This is a genomic window from Bradyrhizobium sp. UFLA05-153 (assembly GCF_054185185.1).
Window position 1 is genome coordinate 40846 of record NZ_JBBIAM010000042.1, and the last position, 18559, is coordinate 59404.

The following is an 18559-nucleotide window of genomic DNA, read 5'->3' on the forward strand; positions in this document are numbered from 1 at the left end:
TACGATTTGAACCGTGACCGGGAAGTGACAGACAAAGGGAAAAGCGCGTGGCAGAAGCGCACAATCCGTTGCCAAGAGGCTTCCTTGAAGTCAGTTTGTCGTGAGTTGTCCCGGGTAGCGCTGGCTGCAAAAACGGGGCCTGTATATCGTCTGCGTACGTATAGAGAGTCGTGGCGTGCGGGCGTGCAACTTTCGAGAAGCCGGCGCGGTTAGCCGAAGCTCATAGACGATAACGAAGCTGCTCCAAGAGGGGCAGTTCACCCGGGGTGCGACACAATGCGTGACTGTTTGAACCACCGTGCAGGCTTCGACCGCGTGCTGATGACGGTCGCGGCGACCTTCCTCACGGTGTCGGCCACTTCGGCGCTGGCCCAGGACCAGGCGCGCAGCAGCGCCGCGGAGCTCGCGATCGAAGCCGCGATCCCGCGCCCCGAACCGGCCAACGTCCCGCCGCCGACCGCCGCCGACATCAAGCTCGACACCACGGCCACGGTGCAGGAGCCGGCCAAGGACGCGACCAGCAAGGAGCCCGTGAAGGCGGAAGCCACACCGGCGCCCGAGAAAGTAGAAACCAAACCTTCCGACGTCGCCACGACGCCCGCCACTGAGGCGCCGAAGAGCGAGACGGCGAAGTCCGAACCCGCCAAAACTGAACCGACGAAAACCGAGGCTGCGACCGCGCCGGCCGCTCCCGCGGCGCCTGCGACCGCTGCAGCACCAGCCGAGCCGCCGAAGGATGTCGCCAAGGAGCCGGCCTCCGAGCCGGTGAAGGCCGCGAGCAACGTTCCCGCCGCCGACCAGCCGGTTGCCGACAAGATCAAGGACGCGCTCAGCGCCAAGAGCTCGCGCTATTTCGATCGCAAGAACGAGCGCGCCGCCGTCGAGAAGTTTTACGGCGGGCGTGACTTCGCGCCGGTCTGGACGCAGGGCGGCAGCCTCTCCGCTTCGGCTAAGGGCGTGATCGCGCGGCTGAAGGATGCGGCCTCCGACGGCCTCAACGCCGCCGACTACCCGGTACCGGATTTCGCCGCGGCCACGACGCCCGATGCACTCGCCGAGGCCGAGCTCAAGCTCACCGCCAGCATGCTGGACTATGCGCGCCAGGCGCAGAGCGGCCGCATGCACTGGTCGCAGGTCAGCGCCGATATCCTCTATCCCGAGCATCCGATCGACCCGAGCGAGGTGCTGACCAAGGTCACGACCGCGACTGATGCGTCGGCGACGCTCGACAGCTACAACCCGCCGCAGAAGCTCTACAAGGAGCTCAAGGCGAAGCTCGCCCAGCTCCGCGGCCAGGGCGAAGGCCCGGTGATCGAGATCACCGATGGCCCGGCGCTGAAGTATACGCCGGCACGCGGCAAGAAGCAGGCGGAAGTCGTGGTGCAGGATCCGCGCGTGCCGCAGCTCCGCGCCAAGCTCGGCATCACCGAGAACGCCAACGACGACCACTATGATGCAACGGTTGCGGAAGCCGTGCGGAAATTCCAGGACGGCGCCGAGATGAAGGCGACCGGCGTGCTCGATGCGCCGACCGTGAGGGCGCTGAACAGCCCGAAGCGCGACAAGCAGATCGACACCGTGCTCGTGAACATGGAGCGCTGGCGCTGGCTGCCGCGCGATCTCGGCGTGCCGTCGCTCGGCGATGCCTATGTCATCCTCAACATTCCCGACTACACGCTAAAGGTGATGCAGCGCAGCCAGCAGGTCTGGACCACGCGCGTGGTCACGGGCAAGCCCGGCACGCACGCCACCCCGCTGCTCAGCGAGACGATGAAGTACATCACGGTCAACCCGACCTGGAACGTGCCGCCGTCGATCGTCTACAACGAATATCTGCCGGCACTGCAGCAGGACCCGACCGTGCTCCAGCGCATGGGCCTGCGCCTCGAGCAGAACCGCGACGGCTCCGTACACATCTCGCAGCCGCCGGGTGAAGCCAACGCGCTCGGCCGCATCCGCTTCAACTTCCCGAACAAGTTCCTGGTCTATCAGCACGACACGCCGGACAAGCATCTGTTCGCCAGGGAAGACCGTGCATTCAGTCATGGCTGCATGCGGGTGCAGAATCCGGATCAGTATGCCTCGGTGCTGCTCAATATCGCGATGCCGAACGAGCACTACACGCCGGAGCGCATCCGCGGCATGTACGGCTCCAGCGAGATCGACCTGAAATTCCCCATCCCGATCCCGGTCAACATCACCTACCAGACCGCGTTCGTGGATGACGGCGGCAAGCTGCAATTCCGCAAGGACGTCTATGGCCGCGACGCGACCATGATCAACATCCTGAAGAACGGCCGCGGCAAGGACCTCGAGAACGTCGTCGCGCATTCCCAGCCGAGCTACTCGCGGCCTGCCACGACCCTGCCCTCCGGCGTCGCGGTGGCGAACAGTGGCTTCGGTGGCGGCTTTTCGTCCGGCCCGTCGTTCTTCGGGCGGCTGTTCGGCGCGCCGACCCCGCCGCCGGCTCCGGTCGGCCGGCGTCAGCAGCGCGTTTTCACCCGCTGATCCCTACCAGCGGGCCTCGCGCCTAAGAATAAATTCCTCAATGAAATCAACGGTCCCGTCATCTGACGGGATCGTTTAACGTTAACCATTCTCCACCAGATCCGCCGCGAGGGGCGTTTTTTCGCCACACTCGACCGGTTAGGTCTGTACCCTGACTTGGGTTTTTCGACTTGGGTTTTCGACTTGGGTTTTCAACTTGGGATCCCTCTTGGGATTTCGTTGGGGTTGGGGGCGGGAAGGTAAACTTCAAATTAACCTTCTCGCTTTAAGAAAGCGTTCATCCTCTTTCGCGCGCTAGCGGGGTTGGCGGGAGAGTCCATTGAACGCTCGTCGACTGGGTGGGCTCATTCGTGCTGGCTGGTTTCGCACGCCAATTCGTTGCGGTGTCGTTGTCCCATGCGGGAATCAGGGCCGGATCCCGGATCGGCCTGACCTCGCTGCTTTTGCTTGCCGGCGCCGGCTCCGTTCACGATGCGACCGCGCTGAACGAGACCCGCACCCTCTCCTTCCACCATACCCATTCCGGCGAAGACCTCACCGTCACCTTCAAGCGCGACGGGCGCTATGACGAGGCCGCGCTGAAGCAGCTCAATCACTATCTCCGTGACTGGCGCAGCCAGGACGAGACCGTGATGGACCGCCACCTCTTCGATATCCTCTGGGAAGTCTATCGCGACGTCGACGGCAAGCAGCCGATCCAGATCGTCTCCTCCTACCGCTCCCCCGCCACCAACGCCATGCTCCGCCGCCGCTCATCAGGAGTGGCGCGCTTCAGCCAGCACATGCTGGGCCATGCGATGGACTTCTACATTCCCGGCGTGCCACTGGAGCAGATCCGCTTCGCGGGGCTCCGCCTGCAACGCGGCGGTGTCGGCTTCTACCCGACCTCCGGCTCGCCTTTCGTACATCTGGACACCGGCAGCATCCGGCACTGGCCGCGCATGACGCATGACCAGCTCGCCCGTGTCTTCCCGGACGGCCGCACGGTGCACCTGCCGACCGATGGCACGCCGCTGAAGGGCTATGAGCTCGCCAGGGCCGACATCGAGCGGCGCGGCAATGGCGACGACGCCGCGACGATCGGCAAGCCGGGCTTCCTAGCGGCGCTGTTCAGGGGCAAGTCGGCCCCCAGCAGCGACGAGGATGACGAGGGCGCGCCGGCCGTCAGTGCGAAGCCGGCGGCGCCGACCGTGGTTGCGGCAGCCGCGCCTGCCAAGACCACTGAGAAGACCGCCGATCCGGTGCCGACGCCGCGCGCCAAGCCGCAAGTTGCGCTCCAGCTCGCCGCGGCCGACATGCAGGTCGTGCAGCCGGCCAAGCCGAAGGCAGCTCCTGCCGCCGACAAATCGGCTGACGCCAAATCAACTGAAACGAAGCCACAGACGCCCGCCGACATCATCAACGCCCGCGGCTTCTGGGATGCGCCGGCGGCTCCCCAGCAGGCGACGCCGGCCCAGGTCGCGGCGCTCAGGGCGCGCCAGGCGCTGGCCTCGGCGACCGATCCGCAGGCGACCGCAAGCGTTTCTTCCTCGGCCTACCAGGCGCTGGCCTACGCGCCGGCCGCCGCTTCGCCGGTCGACCGCGCCAACGTCGTCGCCGCCTCCGCGCCGATCCCGCGCGCGGGCCGCCCCACTTCCGCGACCCGCAGCCTCGCCCAGGCGACCGAGATCAACACCGTCGTTGCGAAGGGCGCGCAGGGCATGATCGCGACCTCGACGCGACTCTCCGCCGCCAAGGGCGAGAGCATGTGGCTCAAGATCGTGATGCTGGCGCCGAGCGCCAGCCGCTCGATGTCGGTGACGCTGATGGGCGATGTCGACATGGCCGCGATGCGCGCCTATTTCGTCAAGCCCCAGGCCGTCATCGCGATGGGCTTCACGGACGATCCGATGCAGGGCATGTCCTGCGACAGCTTCTCGGGCTCGGCGACCACCAAGCTCGAGACGACGTCCTTCGTGGTGCGCACCGCCGCGCTGCGCTGATTGCTCCTCCCCACTCTCCGCAAATTCGACGTCGTCCTGCCGAAAGCCCATGGGCTTTCGCCAGGACGACGTCGGAACTATCTCCGGCCGCGGCGGTCGAGGTGATATGTGAGCGCCAGCGACAGGCAGACCGCGAGCGGCTGCTTCGCCAGCGCGCCCGCCAGCGGCAACAGCAGCGCGCGGTTCTGCCTATATTCGAACTGGTTTGGAAACCGCTCGCGAAAACTCTCGATCAGCGTTGTCTTGCAGTTGAACAGAACTGCGGCATGATCATCGGACTCCTTCACGCGACCGAGCCGGATGGTGCTGCCGCTTCCGCTTCGCTCGGTCAGATAGGACGGCTCGCCCCATTTCAGCGTCTCGGTCAGCGGACCGACGTCGTCATGCGCCTTGGCCGTTGCAAAGATCAGCTTGCGGACGTCGAGAAGTCGCCGGCGCACCAGCGGCGGAAAAGCCTCGAAGGCTCGGCTCACCTCGCGCGGCAATGGCGGCTCAGTCACGCTCTCCCCCTTTGATGGTTCAGGCCGGCAGGCCGGCCCCGCGAAGGCCCGTCTCGTAGCGCTGACGATCGACCTCGCGCTTATAGTGCTGGGTGGTGAGATGATTGGCTACCGAAAATGCCGGCTCGCGCTTGAGAACCTCGGCCGCGTGAGCGCCGGCCGCAACCGCATTGCCCATTTGCGCGAAGATCGCGGCCAGGAATGCATGATGAGTATGATCGGGCCGTGTGATCCGTGAAAAGGCTTCGGCGGCTTCGGCATATTTCTCGGCACAATAATAAGCACGCCCGAGATGGCTCCAGAAGCGCTCGGGGTGATAGGGGTTGAGCCGCATCGCCTTCTTGATCCAGTCGACACCTTCCTCCGGCCGGCCGAGCCAGGTCAGCAGCTCGCCCTGCTGCACCACCACGAGATCATAGTTCGGGTTGAGCGCGAGCGCCCGCTCCTGATGATAGGTGGCCCTGTCATGGTCGTCGCGGTTCAGGTTGAGCGCGGCGAGGATGCGGTGGACGTCGCTGTCATTGTCGTCGAGCGCCAGCGCCGTCTCCAGCTCGGAAGACACGTGCTGGAAAGTCAGGTCGCGATCCGCACACCAGCCGTAAACCCAGGTCTGGCCGAGGACGCATGCTTTCCAGGCATGCGCGTGGGCGTAGTTCGCGTCGAGCGAAAGCGCCCGGTCGAGCAGAGACTGCGCCTGCGCGTTGTCGTCGCGGTTCGAGCGGTGGTGCAGGATCTTGGCGGCGAGCACGCATTCATAGGCCGCCATGTTGTCGGTCGGCTTGCGTTTCGCGCGATCGTGGCTCGCCGCCTCGACGCGGCCGGGCAGCGTCGAGACGATCGCGCGGGTCATCTCGTCCTGGATCGCAAAGATGTCCTCGAGCTCGCGGTCATAGCGATCCGCCCAGATGTGCCGGTCAGTCTCGGCGTCGATCAGCTGCACGGTGACGCGCACGCGCCCTCCCGCCTTTCGCACGCTCCCTTCGACGACATAGTCGACGCGGAACTCGCGGGCGACGTCCTGCACCTTCACCGCCTTGCCCTTGTACACGAAGGCCGAGTTGCGGGAGATGACGAGCAGATCGTGGAAGCGCGACAGCTCGGTGATGATGTCTTCGGTCAGGCCGTCGGCGAAAAACTCCTGCTCCGGATCGCCGCTCATGTTGGCGAAGGGCAGCACCGCGATCGAAGGCTTCTTCGAAACGCCCGGCGCGGGGGCGGTGTCCGTCGTGCCGTCAGGCGCGTCGGCCGTCTCCTCGTGCAGCCGGACACGGTACACGCGGATGGGCCGCACGATGTTCTTGACGTTCTGCTCGCCGAGATCATCGAATTCGACGCCATCGAGACGCTGGCCGAGCTGGTCGCGAACGGCGCTCGAGATGCAGATGCCGCCAGGTTCGGCCAGCGCCTCCAGCCGGGCCGCGACGTTGACGCCATCGCCAAAAATGTCGTTCTGGTCGACGATCACGTCGCCCAGATTGATGCCGATGCGAAACTGTATCCACCGTCCCGGCGCAACATCGGCATTACGCCGACCCATGCGGCGCTGAACCTCGGCCGCACACAGCACGGCATCGACGACGCTGTGGAATTCGACGAGCAGTCCGTCGCCCGTGGTCTTGATGATGCGTCCGCGGTTGCGACTGATGACCGGATCGATGAGCTCGATCCGGTGGGTCTTGAGGCGCGCAAGCGTGCCCGCCTCGTCGGCCTCCATGAGACGACTATAGCCGACCATGTCAGCGGCGAGGACTGCGGCGAGCCTGCGCTCTGGTCCAGGCGCATCCATTGCTCGGTCCCTTCACCGAGCAGCTTAGCAGAGAAGCGGATTTTGCCTAGGTTTGGTGCGCTGCAATTGAAAGGCCGTGCCGGCCCCTCAGAGCATTCCCAGCGCCTGCATGTAGGTCTCGAGGATCGTTTCGGCCTCGGCGCGCTCGTTGGGGTCCTGCTTGCGCAGGCGCACGATGGTGCGCAGCGCCTTCACGTCGTAGCCGTTGCCCTTGCTCTCGGCATAGACGTCGCGGATGTCGTCGGAGATCGCCTTCTTCTCTTCCTCCAGCCGCTCGATGCGCTCGATGATGGAGCGGAGCTGATCCTTGGCGAATTTCGTGGCGGGCGCTTCTTCGTCGACGGCGGTAGCAATGGCCATCTCGTACTCCTGATGGAATTGGCAAGGTGAGGTAACGCCGGCGACCTCGCACCGCGCGTGCTGGTTTGACCCTTAGGTTTGGCAGCCGTTACGTCAAGGCAGCATCGCGCTCGTCCACAGCGCACCCACAAGAGATGCGGCGGAGCAGATGGTCGTGCCCCAAACCTGCGTCATTTCGGAGCGATGCAACGCATCGAGCCCGGAATCTCGAGATTCCGAGTTCGCCTTCGGCACCCCGGAACGACGAACCTGACCGGCTCAATGCCCGGGATGGACCTTCTTCATGGCTTCGAGCTGCCCAGGCGTGGCCGTGCCCTGGTACTTCGCCTTCCAGGTCTCGTAGGGCATGCCATAGACCGCCTCGCGGCTCTCGTCCTTGCTGAGCGGCACCCCTTTTGAGTCGGCGGCGTCCTTCAGCCAATTGGACAGGCAATTACGGCAGAAGCCGGCGAGATTCATCAGATCGATGTTCTGGACGTCGGTCCGCGTCTTCAGATGCTCGACCAGGCGCCGGAAGGCCGCTGCCTCGAGCTCTGTTCTGGTTTTGTCGTCGATTGGCATGACGATGACCTCACTGTCCGGACTGACCATTTACGGACTAGGTAGGCCTTTGTCACAGATTTTGCCATATCACGGTGCAAACGAGGCCCTTGAACCGTCCTTAGGCAGTTCCCGCGCCCTACGCCAAATCGTCAATGATCTGATATAGCTTCCCGCGACTATGATCGCCGAATCTCCCGCCTTCCAGCGCCTCTCCACATGGCTCGTCCGCCTCGCCCCGGCGCTGGCGATCGCCGTGCTATGTCTGTCGACCAGCCCCGCATCGGCCGACTTCCGCCTCTGCAACAACACTTCGAGCCGGGTCGGGATCGCGCTGGGCTACAAGGACGCCGATGGGTGGACCACGGAGGGCTGGTGGAACATCTCGTCCCGCTCCTGCGAGACGCTGCTGCGGGGCACGCTGGTCGCGCGCTACTATTACATCTACGCGATCGACTACGACCGCGGCGGCGAATGGTCGGGCCAGGCCTTCATGTGCTCGCGGGACAAGGAATTCACCATCCGCGGCACCGAGGACTGCCTCGCCCGCGGCTATGACCGGACCGGCTATTTCGAGGTCGATACCGGCGAGCAGCGCGCCTGGACGGTGCAGCTGACCGACGCCAACGAACAGCCCTCGCAACAGCGGGTACCTGGTCTGCCGGGCCCGGTTGGCCCGGGTGGCGGCGTTCCGGGTTTGCCCAATAGCCCGCCGGGTGCTACGCCCCCGGGCTCTCCTGGCCTTGCGCCAGCACCCCCGCCCCCGCCTGGAAATAAGCCATGAGGCGACTTCGCCGTATCAAGATTCTCGCGACCCTGGGACCTGCCTCTTCGGACCTCGCGACGATCCGCCGCCTGTTCGAGGCCGGTGCAGACATCTTTCGCATCAATATGAGCCACACCCCGCATGACAAGATGCGGGAGCTGGTGGCGACGATCCGCAATGTCGAATCCAGCTACGGGCGGCCGATCGGCATCCTGGTCGACCTTCAGGGGCCGAAGCTCCGGCTCGGCTCGTTCGCCGAAGGAGCCGTGCAACTCCAGAACGGCCAGACCTTCACGCTGGACTCCGACAAGGCACCGGGCGACACGACCCGCGTCTACCTTCCGCACCCGGAGATCCTGGCCGCGCTCCGGCCCGGCCATGCGCTCTTGCTCGATGACGGCAAGGTGCGGCTGATCGCGGAGCAGACCTCGAAAGAACACGCGGTGACGCGTGTCGTGGTCGGCGGCAAGATGTCGGACCGCAAGGGCGTCAGCCTGCCCGATACCGACCTGCCGGTCTCGGCGATGACCCAGAAGGACCGCGCCGACCTCGAGGCTGCGGTGACCACCGGCATCGACTGGATCGCGCTGTCCTTCGTACAGCGCGCCGATGACGTGCTTGAAGCCAAGAAGATGATCCGCGGCCGTGCCGCGGTGATGGCCAAGATCGAGAAGCCGCAGGCGATCGACCGCCTCGCCGACATCATCGAGGCCTCCGACGCGCTGATGGTGGCGCGCGGCGATCTCGGCGTCGAGCTGCCGCTGGAGCGCGTGCCGAGCCTGCAGAAGCAGATGACGCGGATGGCGCGCGGCGCCGGCAAGCCGGTGGTGATCGCCACCCAGATGCTGGAATCCATGATCCAGTCGCCGGTGCCGACCCGCGCCGAAGTCTCTGACGTCGCGACTGCCGTCTATGAAGGCGCCGACGCCATCATGCTGTCGGCCGAATCGGCTGCCGGCAAGTTCCCGGTCGAGGCGGTTTCGACCATGAACCGCATCGGCGAGGAGGTCGAGCGCGACCCGACCTATCGCTCCGTGCTCACCGCCCAGCGGCCGGACCCGGAAGCGACCGCAGGCGATGCGATCGCCGACGCCGCGCGCGTGATGGCCGAGACGCTCGACCTGCCGGCACTGATCTGCTGGACCAGCTCCGGCTCGACCGCGATCCGGGTGGCGCGCGAGCGGCCGAAGCCGCCGATCGTGGCGATCACGCCGAACATCACCACGGGACGCAAGCTCGCGGTGGTCTGGGGCGTGCATTGCGTGGTGGCGGAAGACGCGCGCGACCAGGACGACATGGTCAGCCGCGCCGGCCAGATCGCGTTTCGCGATGGCTTTGTCCGCGCCGGCCAGCGCGTGATCATCGTCGCCGGCGTGCCGCTCGGCATCCCCGGCACCACCAACATGGTGCGGATCGCCTCCGTCGGCCCCGAGGGCGACGCGAATATGTAACATCCCGTCTTTCCGGGGCGTCCGCGCAAAGCGCGGGCGAACCCGGAACCGGAGATTGTGACGCGAGATTCCGGTTGGCGCTCTACGCGCGCCCCGGAATGACAACTTCCACTCAAGCGCCCACCAGCGCCTTCGCCGGCAACACCGTCTGCTGCACCACGAGGCCACGGGCGCGGGCATCCATGACGCCAACGGCACGCAGCGCCAGCAGCGTGACCGTCTGCACGGCATCGCGCAGCTTGACCGGATCCTCCAGATTGTCGGGCGCGAGCGGCCCGACCAGCGCCTCGTGCAGCGCGCCGAGCAGCGCCGTTGCGGCTAGCGCGGTGTCCTGCGCCGGCAGATGACCGGCACGCACGGCGGCGTCGATCCGGGAGGCGATTTCGCCCGCGATCTCGCGCCGGCTCGCAAGCCTGGAGGCGCTGACATCGACGTCGACGGGCTCGGCCAGAATGCCCCAGGCGAGCTTGCGCTGGGAAAGCGTGTGCACCGCAACCGTGGTGACGGCGGCCGCCAGCGCCGAGGACGGACCGGGCGCGGCGTCGGCCGCCCGGCGAATCGCGGCAAGCTCGTCGCGCGACACTTCGGCGATCAGCTCGGAGATCAAGTCGGCTTTTGAGGGGAAATAGCGGTAGACCGTTCCCGCCGCGACGTTGGCCCTGATCGCGACCGGAGCGATCTGCACCGCCACCATGCCGCCTTCCGCTGCCGCCTCCCGCGCCGCGGCCAGAATGGCGCTGCGCCGGGCGGCGAGGCGTTTCACCACTTGATGGGTCCGCCGGTAAACCATGGCGCGCTTCCTGTCCCACGCGCCTGGCCGCCCGTTTCGGCCGAACGCTTCTTCACTGTTTTCGCTGCAAATCGCCCCGCAAGAACTGAACAACTATTCAGAGCGGATGACAAGACCTCAAATGTGCGAGCTGACCTGCCAACTCACGAAGAGGCAAGGGACGAGGCAAGAGACGAGGCATGGCCCGGCGGGGACGCCGGCAGGTCACGCCAATCGGCGACCGCACGGGCGACGATGAGTGCGGCAACGATCAACGTCGCCGCAAGCCCGACCGGGATTTTCAGAAACGGAAAGCTCGCAAGCAGCGCAAGCACGAGGCCGAGCGCAGGGGGCTCGTAAGCACGGAAGCCATCATCATATCCGGCGCGCACAAGCCAGGCGACGGGAATGGCCAGCACCGCGAAATCATACATGTACGTGTAGGGCGAGCACAGCAGCGTGCCGGTCGCAAGCGCAGCCGCCTTCAGCGCATAAGGCACCTTGCTGCGCCAAATCAGCACGAGCCCGATCGCGACAGCAGCAGCCACCACCGCCTGCAGCACCCAGCCAAGCGTCTCGTTGCCGCCGAGACAGCGCACCATCGCGAACACGCTCTGGAGCCTCAGCCAGGATTCCGAACCTTCGGAGAGAACCGCCTTCGAGATCATCGGCATCCAATGGAAGAAGGCAACCCAACTCTCGACGCCAAAGACAAGCATCGACGCGAGCGCAATGGACACGGCAGTGATGGCCGCCGAGACGAAGACTTTCCATTCACCGCTTGCGACAAGGACGAGCGGAAACAAGATTCCGTATTGCGGCTTGTAGGTGAGAAGGCCCAGACAGATTCCAGCAAGCACCTTATGGCGCGGCAATAGATACAGCGTGCCACCGATCAGGCTGGCGGTCAGAAAACCGTTCTGCCCGATCGCGAGATTGTCGAAGGTCGCCGGAAACGCGATCGCAAGCATGACACCGAAGCTGCGCCCGACGATCGCGCGCACCAGCGCGACATAGGGCAGCATGCTGGCGAAGGCCCAGCCCGCGAAAGCCACGGCATAGGGAAATTGCGCGAGGAAGGCGGCGACGAACAGGAACGGCGGCGGATAGTGCCAGGCGAAATAGCCGGCAAAATCCTGACCCAACACGGCGACCTCGACCTGCTTCTGCACCTGCCAGTCCCACGCCTGTATCGCGTGGCCGTCGAGTGCCAGCCTGCCGGCGGCCCACACGTTCACGAAATCGGTGGGGTTACCCAGCCCGTTCGCGTCGTAGATCCAGGAATGCGAAATATAGGCGAGCGGGAAATGCAGCAGCGTGAGGACGAGCAGCACGAGGCAGACGTTGAACAGCACGGACGGCGCCGAGCCTGGCCGCAGGCCTGACGGCGGGCTCAAGGCGAGTTCGGCCATGCTGCATTCCCCTCAAGAAAATCGCGCGCAGCGGCTGAAATGAAAGAGCCCCGGAATCCCGGGGCTCTTCGAATTCACGTCGATCGTCCGAACTTACTTCAGGCTGGACGAGATCGAGCCGAACTTGGAGTTCAGCGAGGTGCCGAGGTTATTGACCACGGTGATGATGGCCAGCGCGATGCCGGCGGCGATCAGACCGTATTCAATAGCGGTGGCGCCGGATTCATCCTTCACAAAGCGCGCAACGAGGTTCTTCATAGAGTGCTCCAAAGTGTACACAAAGGCTACAACTAGTCTGGTCTGACCGGCTTCCCAGCGCCGCGCGACCATGGAACAGACCGTAGCGACAAAGAATTGCACCGCAGTTAATTCGTCCGCGGAAACATGCAGCGGTTTGCGTGTATTCCGCGATGGTAAATCGAAATTGAAAACAATCGGTTAAATCGTCCGGAAACATACCCGCCGCATCTGTGCCGGTTTACTCGAAGTTATGACCGTCATGGTCCAATGCCGCCCGCTAAAGCGCGATGAAGCGTCATCGCGCTTTAGGTTCTTGTTTGAGCATGATCTCCGCGCAAACGCGTTCCGCGTTTGTCGCGAGGGAAAACCGCTTCACACTTTTCCGGATCATGCTTTGGAAGCCGGCAGGATCAACGTCCGGCAGAAACGACGAGGCGGAATGTCCCTCTCCTCTACCTACAGCATGGCCATGCAGAGCCGCGCGCGAGTCCTGGTGCCGCTCTGCGTCGGCGCGGGCGCCTATCTTTGCTTCCTCTTTATCGGCGACACGCTGCTCCAAGATTCCGACTCGTTCTGGCAGATCAAGATCGGGCAATGGATTCTCGATCATCGCGCGCTGCCCTATACGGACATCTATTCCTTCACGCGGTCGGGCCAGCCCTGGATCTCCACCTCATGGCTGTCGCAAGTAGCGTTCGCGAGCTCCTATGCGCAATGGGGCTGGGCGGGACCGGTGATCCTCACGACGGTCGGGATCGCGCTCACTGTCACAATCTTCGTCTATCTGCTCGACGCGCATCTCGAGCTTCCGCGCTCGGTGCTGTTTGCGATGCTGGCGCTGGTCTTGTCGCTGCATCACCTTCTGGCGCGTCCGCACATCCTGGCGCTGCCCGTCATGGTGCTGTGGGCCGGCGTGTTGATGGCGGCCGCCGATCGCCGGAGCGCGCCGTCATGGCTCTGGCTGCCGTTGATGGTGTTGTGGGCGAACCTGCATGGCGGCTTCGTGCTGGGCCTGGCGTTGATCGGCCCGATCGCGCTCGAGGCGGTCGAGCACGCCGAGAAAGGACGACGGATCCAGCTATTCCTGCGCTGGGTGCTGTTCGGCATCGCCGCGCTGATCGCAAGCTGCGCCACGCCGTATGGCTGGAGGACGCTATGGGGCGCGACCAACATCCTCAACCTCGGCGAACTGCTGACGGTGATCTTCGAGTGGATGCCGGCGAATTTCGCCTCGTTCTCGGCGTTCGAAGGCGCGCTGCTCGGCCTTATCGCCATCGGCTTCTATCGCGGCCTCGTGCTGTCGGCGCCGCGAATTTTCCTGATCCTGTTCCTGACCTGGAGCGCGCTGACGCATGTCAGGAGCATCGAGGCATTTGCGTTCCTGGTGCCGCTCGTGCTGGCAAAGCCGCTCGGGCAATTGTCACCGCGCCCCGCACCGGACTCGGGCAATGACGAAATCTGGCCGGCTCGCTACGTCACCGTGACGGGCGCGCTGATGATCGTGGCAGCTGGCTGGACCTCGACGGTGATCTATATGGGACATCACCGCTTCGCGTTCACGATGTTTCAGACGCCCGTCGCCGCGGTCGACGTGCTCGAACAACGCAAGGTGCAGCGCATCTTCAACGCCTACCAGTTCGGAGGCTATCTGATCTCGCGCGATGTCCCGGTCTTCGTCGACGGCCGCGCCGAGCTCTATGGCGAGAAATTCGTCATGGACTTCTTCAAGGCGACCGAAGGGAAGCAGCCCGAGATTCTGCCGCGCCTGCTCGACGAATATAAGATCGACGCGACGCTGCTGGTTGCCGATGCCCCGGGCCCGCAGATCCTCGATCACCTCAAGGGTTGGAAACGGATCTATGCCGACGACATCGCGGTGATCCACGTGCGGGACGATGCGGACGGCGGGGCTGCGACGTCATCGAATTGAGGATGGAACTGTAGGGCTTGTACTTTAAATGAGATGCCGCTTCTAAAGGTGATGCAGACTTAGGTGGACGCTCCGGTCGTTTCGCCGTTTGCCCCTTGGCAGAAATCAACGTTGTGCGGTCAACATGCCCAACATGCCTTCCGAATGGCTTCGTCAGCTGCCCTATTTGGTTCACACCAATAGAGAACTCGGCCTAATGCTGAGGGGCGTCAAGCCCCTCGCATATTTCATGGAGTTCGTCGGTCGTGAGCCAGACATCTGTATTCGATATTGGCGGATGTTCGACAGGCATGTTGCCGTTGGCCACCTGATAAGACGCGAAGCGATTGGAGCATGCCCTGACCTGCCACAGCTGGAATATCGGATGCTGTTCTACGCCTTACCGGGCCACGAGTGGCGGATTGATGCCATGCTTACGCTCCTGAACGAACCCGGAGCTTGGGCCGACAACCGCGAACGGCGCTTTGGCGAATTGCTTGGCTACGAGGGGTGGCAGATCGACTATTGGCTGAAGCATCGTCCCTCGCCGGCCGACGCTTAGTTTGCTGTTGGCACCGAGCAGACATCGACAGTCCTTCTGCGAACCTCAGTTGTAGCGTGGGCAAAGCGCGAGCGTGCCAACCACTTCTGTCGCTGTTACCGAGAGATGATTGGCACGGCGCGTGCGCGCCTTTGCCCGCCCACACCTGCTCGGTTGGCTCGCAATGACCGAGTGTGAGTGACGAACTTCCTCGCTCTCGTGTCCCGGACGCGCCGCAACGCTCTTGGCGTTGCGGCGCAGAGCCGGGACCCAGAAGGCCGCGCAAACCGCCGCTGCATAGGCCCCGGCTCTGCAGCGCACCGCCGAAGGGGCGCTGCGCTGCGTCCGGGGCACGAGACCTGAGTTTCGAGCACAGCTGCACCAACACCGACAATTGCGAGCCACCCGGGCCGCGCTTCGTGCGGCCCGGGTGGCTCGCAATGACGGGGTGCCGAGTTGCCCGCGTCGCAGACCACCATCGCCAACAAAAAACGCGGCGTTGCCGCCGCGTTTTTCAATTCGATCGGCCGCTTGCGATTACGCCTGCGGCTGCGGCTCCAGGCCGGGATCCGGATCGGGCCGCGGGCGCGACTTGCCGGCCGGCGGCACCGCGGAAGCGCGCGGCGTGCTCGGCTCGAGCACGGACTCGCGGTTCGGCTTCTTGCCCTTGAGGAGATCGACGATCTCATCCCCCGTCAGCGTCTCGAACTCGAGCAGGCCCTTGGCCAGCGCTTCGAGGTCGGCATGCTTCTCGGTGAGAATGCGGGTCGCCTCCTTGTAGCCCTCCTCGACCAGGCGCTTGATCTCGGAGTCGATCTTCTGGACGGTCGCCTCGGAAGCATTCTGCGTCCGCGACACCGACATGCCCAAAAATACCTCGTCCTGGTTCTCGCCGTAGGAGACCGTGCCGAGTTCTTCCGACAGGCCCCAGCGCGTCACCATCATGCGGGCAAGGCGCGTGGCCTGCTCGATGTCGGAGGCGGCACCCGAGGTCACCTTCTCGCGGCCGAAGATCAGCTCTTCGGCGACGCGGCCGCCCATCATGATGGCGAGGCGCGAGGTCATCTGCTCCAGCGACATCGACAGCTTGTCGCGTTCGGGGAGCTGCATGACCATGCCGAGCGCGCGGCCGCGCGGAATGATGGTCGCCTTGTGGATCGGATCGGTCGCCGGGACATTGAGGCCGACGATGGCGTGGCCGCCCTCGTGATAGGCCGTCAGCAGCTTCTCTTCCTCGGTCATGACGAGCGACTTGCGCTCGGCGCCCATCATCACCTTGTCCTTGGCTTCCTCGAATTCTGCCTGGGTCACCATCCGCTTGTTGCGGCGGGCGGCAGTCAAGGCAGCCTCGTTGACGAGATTCATCAGGTCGGCGCCGGAGAAGCCGGGCGTGCCGCGCGCGATGGTCTTGAGGTTGATATCCGGCGCGAGCGGCACCTTGCGGACGTGAACCTTCAAAATCTGCTCGCGGCCGACGACATCCGGATTGGGCACCACGACCTGGCGGTCGAAGCGGCCCGGACGCAGCAGCGCGGGATCGAGCACGTCGGGACGGTTGGTCGCGGCGATCAGGATCACGCCCTCGTTCGCCTCGAAGCCGTCCATCTCGACCAGCAACTGGTTCAGCGTCTGTTCGCGCTCGTCATTGCCGCCGCCGAGGCCGGCGCCACGGTGACGACCGACGGCATCGATTTCGTCGATGAAGATGATGCAGGGCGCGTTCTTCTTGGCCTGCTCGAACATGTCGCGCACGCGCGAGGCACCGACGCCGACGAACATCTCGACGAAGTCGGAACCGGAAATGGTGAAGAATGGCACGTTGGCTTCGCCCGCGACCGCGCGCGCGATCAGCGTCTTGCCGGTGCCGGGCGGGCCGACCAGCAGCACGCCGCGCGGAATACGGCCGCCGAGACGCTGGAATTTGCCGGGATCGCGCAGGAATTCGACGATCTCCTGGAGGTCCTGCTTGGCCTCGTCGACGCCGGCGACGTCCTCGAAGGTGACGCGGCCATGCGCCTCGGTCAGCATCTTGGCGCGCGACTTACCAAAGCCCATCGCCTTGCCGGCGCCGCCCTGCATCTGCCGCGACAGGAAGATCCACACGCCGATCAGCGCGATGAAGGGCAGCCAGGAGACCAGCAGCGAGACGAACCACGGCACGTTGTCGCCGGGCGCCTTCGCGGTGATCTGGACCTTGCTGTCGTAGAGGCGCTTCACCAGCGTCGGGTCGTTGGGGGCATAGGTCTGGAAGCTCGAGCCGTTGGTGAACGTCCCGTGAATCTCCGGTCCCTGGATCACAACGTCGCGCACATTGCCCCGATCGACCTCGCTCAGGAGCTGCGAGAAGGCGATGTCCTGGGAGGAGGCGCGCTGGCCGGGATTCTGGAAGAGCGTGAACAACGCCAATAGCAGCAAGACAATGATGACCCAGAGGGCGAAATTGCGCAGATTGGCGTTCATCGATCTTCCTTCGTGGTCGCGCGGATCGCGGCCCTATTCCTTGGGCAAGCTAGAGAAAATCCCCAAGGAATCCTCTCGGTTAGACGCATACAATTTAGGTGCCGCCCCGGTCGCTGCCAAGGGAACGAGATGGGACTATTTATCCCATCTTAGCCCGATTCCCGCGGAAATAATGGCGGGGCAGGCTGGGTTTTTCCGGCCTGGTTAAGCCTGGTTAAGGTGTCCTGAGGGGCAAGGGCGAGCGAGCCGGTGTCATGATCCGGCCCTGACACGCCGGGCCGGCGCCGGCTCGATCAGGATGCGCCCCCGGGACAGGCTGATGAGGGCCCCGGCGAGCGTCTGTTTGACGTGCGGCCGACTGGCTCCGACGGCGCGACCGCCCATGCCGTCGGCAATACCGCGGTCGAGGACCGCCAAAAGGGACTCGACCTTGCCAAGTTCCGCCGGCCCCTCGTGCCCGACAGCGTCGATCGCCCGCATCAGGAGCCGCAAACGCACCTCCTCGGGTAGTGTCGCGAAGGCCGAGACTTCGAAGCTTCGCGCGGGCGCATCGGGCGGCGGGCGATCGCGATCCCTCAGAGCGAGAAAGCGCTCGGCGCCGTCAGCCAGCACGTCGACTGCGGCATTGGCACGGGCGAGCCGCGCCGCGAGCCGCGCCAGATTGCGCGCGCTGCCGCCTTCGGCAGCAAGCTGCGGCAAAAGCGCCCGCAGCCGCGGGCGCGTGAAGGCGGTGTCGCGGTTGGTCGGATCGTCAGCGAAAGCGATATTAGCGCGCTTCAAGGTCGCGATCAGCTGCGCCTTCGGCACATCGAGCAGCGGACGCGCCAGCGCGATCCCGTCCCGCTCCGTGACGGGCGCCATCGCGGACAGACCGGCGATGCCGCTGCCGCGCAACAATCGCATCAGCAAAGTCTCGGCCTGGTCGTCACGGGTATGCGCGGTGAGCACATGGGTCGCGCCGGCCGCGCGCGCGGCCTGCATCAGCAGTCGGTAGCGCGCGTCCCGCGCTGCGGCGGGCAGGCCGGTCTTCGGCTTGGCCCCGCTCCAGCGCATCGTCCGATGCGGCAGATCGAGCGAACGCGCCAGACGCTTGACGTCGCGCGCCTCGCGCGCCGCTTGCGGCCGGAGGCCATGATCGACAGTGACTGCGATCAGCCGTGGGCCTCTCGCGAGAGTCTTGCGCCAGCGCGCGGCAAGCCACATCAGCGCGACGGAATCCGGCCCGCCCGAAACCGCAAGCACGAGCGCCGGCGCGCGTCTTAAGTCGGCGAAGAGCAGCTTCGCCTCGCGCGCCGAGATCGGAGAATTGTCGTCGTCTGACATGACGCTGCCCGC

General features: G+C 64.9%; 15 protein-coding genes. 6 read left to right on the top strand and 9 right to left on the bottom strand.

Annotated features, from left to right (window positions below):
* The first annotated feature begins 276 nt into the window (after positions 1 to 276).
* Both Q2941_RS24250 and Q2941_RS24255 read left to right on the top strand, forming a co-directional pair.
* Positions 277 to 2508, top strand: coding sequence for a L,D-transpeptidase family protein (locus Q2941_RS24250; RefSeq protein ID WP_458193939.1), 2232 nt, complete (start codon positions 277 to 279; stop codon positions 2506 to 2508).
* Positions 2509 to 2858: 350 nt separating this feature from the next.
* A complete protein-coding gene (locus tag Q2941_RS24255; RefSeq protein WP_458193940.1) occupies positions 2859 to 4490 on the top strand; it encodes a peptidoglycan L,D-endopeptidase MepK in 1632 nt (543 codons plus the stop codon).
* A gap of 77 nt (positions 4491 to 4567) precedes the next feature.
* Here Q2941_RS24255 and Q2941_RS24260 read toward each other — a convergent pair whose 3' ends face one another.
* From Q2941_RS24260 to Q2941_RS24275, 4 genes are all read right to left on the bottom strand, one after another.
* Complete coding sequence (locus Q2941_RS24260) at positions 4568 to 4990, bottom strand: DUF1801 domain-containing protein (RefSeq protein ID WP_027521923.1); 423 nt, start codon at positions 4988 to 4990, stop codon at positions 4568 to 4570.
* 19 nt (positions 4991 to 5009) lie between these two features.
* Complete coding sequence (locus tag Q2941_RS24265; protein ID WP_458193941.1) at positions 5010 to 6776, bottom strand: adenylate/guanylate cyclase domain-containing protein; 1767 nt, start codon at positions 6774 to 6776, stop codon at positions 5010 to 5012.
* 87 nt (positions 6777 to 6863) lie between these two features.
* On the bottom strand, positions 6864 to 7136 hold the full coding sequence (locus tag Q2941_RS24270; protein ID WP_027521921.1) for a DUF2312 domain-containing protein: 273 nt from the start codon (positions 7134 to 7136) through the stop codon (positions 6864 to 6866).
* 258 nt (positions 7137 to 7394) lie between these two features.
* Entirely contained in the window at positions 7395 to 7697 is a 303-nt protein-coding gene (locus Q2941_RS24275; protein WP_458193942.1) for a DUF1244 domain-containing protein, read from the bottom strand.
* 160 nt (positions 7698 to 7857) lie between these two features.
* On the opposite strand from Q2941_RS24275, the gene Q2941_RS24280 reads away from it, so the two are divergent.
* Together Q2941_RS24280 and pyk are read left to right on the top strand one after the other, a co-directional pair.
* Positions 7858 to 8460, top strand: a complete 603-nt coding sequence (locus Q2941_RS24280; protein ID WP_027521919.1) for a DUF1036 domain-containing protein — start codon at positions 7858 to 7860, stop codon at positions 8458 to 8460.
* Positions 8457 to 9893, top strand: coding sequence for a pyruvate kinase (gene pyk / locus Q2941_RS24285; RefSeq protein ID WP_027521918.1), 1437 nt, complete (start codon positions 8457 to 8459; stop codon positions 9891 to 9893). The genes Q2941_RS24280 and pyk overlap by 4 nt, the downstream gene beginning before the upstream one ends.
* Positions 9894 to 10005: 112 nt before the next feature.
* Here pyk and Q2941_RS24290 read toward each other — a convergent pair whose 3' ends face one another.
* The 3 genes from Q2941_RS24290 to Q2941_RS24300 form a co-directional block, all read right to left on the bottom strand.
* Complete coding sequence (locus Q2941_RS24290; RefSeq protein ID WP_027521917.1) at positions 10006 to 10683, bottom strand: TetR/AcrR family transcriptional regulator; 678 nt, start codon at positions 10681 to 10683, stop codon at positions 10006 to 10008.
* A gap of 143 nt (positions 10684 to 10826) precedes the next feature.
* The gene (locus tag Q2941_RS24295) at positions 10827 to 12074 is read right to left on the bottom strand and encodes a glycosyltransferase family 87 protein (protein WP_027521916.1); all 1248 of its coding nucleotides are present in this window, start codon (positions 12072 to 12074) and stop codon (positions 10827 to 10829) included.
* A gap of 93 nt (positions 12075 to 12167) precedes the next feature.
* The gene (locus Q2941_RS24300) at positions 12168 to 12332 is read right to left on the bottom strand and encodes a Flp family type IVb pilin (RefSeq protein ID WP_027521915.1); all 165 of its coding nucleotides are present in this window, start codon (positions 12330 to 12332) and stop codon (positions 12168 to 12170) included.
* Between the two features lie 421 nt (positions 12333 to 12753).
* On the opposite strand from Q2941_RS24300, the gene Q2941_RS24305 reads away from it, so the two are divergent.
* Positions 12754 to 14244 (top strand): hypothetical protein, encoded by a 1491-nt coding sequence (locus Q2941_RS24305; RefSeq protein WP_458193943.1) that lies wholly within the window; start codon positions 12754 to 12756, stop codon positions 14242 to 14244.
* A gap of 124 nt (positions 14245 to 14368) precedes the next feature.
* Positions 14369 to 14785: a hypothetical protein gene (locus tag Q2941_RS24310; RefSeq protein ID WP_027521913.1), complete on the top strand. Its 417-nt coding sequence runs from the start codon at positions 14369 to 14371 to the stop codon at positions 14783 to 14785.
* Between the two features lie 516 nt (positions 14786 to 15301).
* Here Q2941_RS24310 and ftsH read toward each other — a convergent pair.
* Both ftsH and tilS read right to left on the bottom strand, forming a co-directional pair.
* Positions 15302 to 17224 (bottom strand): ATP-dependent zinc metalloprotease FtsH, encoded by a 1923-nt coding sequence (gene ftsH, locus Q2941_RS24315; protein WP_027521912.1) that lies wholly within the window; start codon positions 17222 to 17224, stop codon positions 15302 to 15304.
* Positions 17225 to 17476: 252 nt separating this feature from the next.
* Complete coding sequence (tilS, locus tag Q2941_RS24320) at positions 17477 to 18547, bottom strand: tRNA lysidine(34) synthetase TilS (protein WP_254109048.1); 1071 nt, start codon at positions 18545 to 18547, stop codon at positions 17477 to 17479.
* Positions 18548 to 18559: the final 12 nt, after the last annotated feature.

Coding starts and splice junctions, on each gene's coding strand:
- Q2941_RS24250 (WP_458193939.1), top strand. CDS start 277: ATGCGTGACTGTTTGAACCACCGTGCAGGCTTCGACCGCGTGCTGATG.
- Q2941_RS24265 (WP_458193941.1), bottom strand. CDS start 6,776: ATGGATGCGCCTGGACCAGAGCGCAGGCTCGCCGCAGTCCTCGCCGCT.
- Q2941_RS24270 (WP_027521921.1), bottom strand. CDS start 7,136: ATGGCCATTGCTACCGCCGTCGACGAAGAAGCGCCCGCCACGAAATTC.
- Q2941_RS24275 (WP_458193942.1), bottom strand. CDS start 7,697: ATGCCAATCGACGACAAAACCAGAACAGAGCTCGAGGCAGCGGCCTTC.
- Q2941_RS24280 (WP_027521919.1), top strand. CDS start 7,858: ATGATCGCCGAATCTCCCGCCTTCCAGCGCCTCTCCACATGGCTCGTC.
- pyk (WP_027521918.1), top strand. CDS start 8,457: ATGAGGCGACTTCGCCGTATCAAGATTCTCGCGACCCTGGGACCTGCC.
- Q2941_RS24290 (WP_027521917.1), bottom strand. CDS start 10,683: ATGGTTTACCGGCGGACCCATCAAGTGGTGAAACGCCTCGCCGCCCGG.
- Q2941_RS24295 (WP_027521916.1), bottom strand. CDS start 12,074: ATGGCCGAACTCGCCTTGAGCCCGCCGTCAGGCCTGCGGCCAGGCTCG.
- Q2941_RS24300 (WP_027521915.1), bottom strand. CDS start 12,332: ATGAAGAACCTCGTTGCGCGCTTTGTGAAGGATGAATCCGGCGCCACC.
- Q2941_RS24305 (WP_458193943.1), top strand. CDS start 12,754: ATGTCCCTCTCCTCTACCTACAGCATGGCCATGCAGAGCCGCGCGCGA.
- Q2941_RS24310 (WP_027521913.1), top strand. CDS start 14,369: ATGCCCAACATGCCTTCCGAATGGCTTCGTCAGCTGCCCTATTTGGTT.
- ftsH (WP_027521912.1), bottom strand. CDS start 17,224: ATGAACGCCAATCTGCGCAATTTCGCCCTCTGGGTCATCATTGTCTTG.
- tilS (WP_254109048.1), bottom strand. CDS start 18,547: ATGTCAGACGACGACAATTCTCCGATCTCGGCGCGCGAGGCGAAGCTG.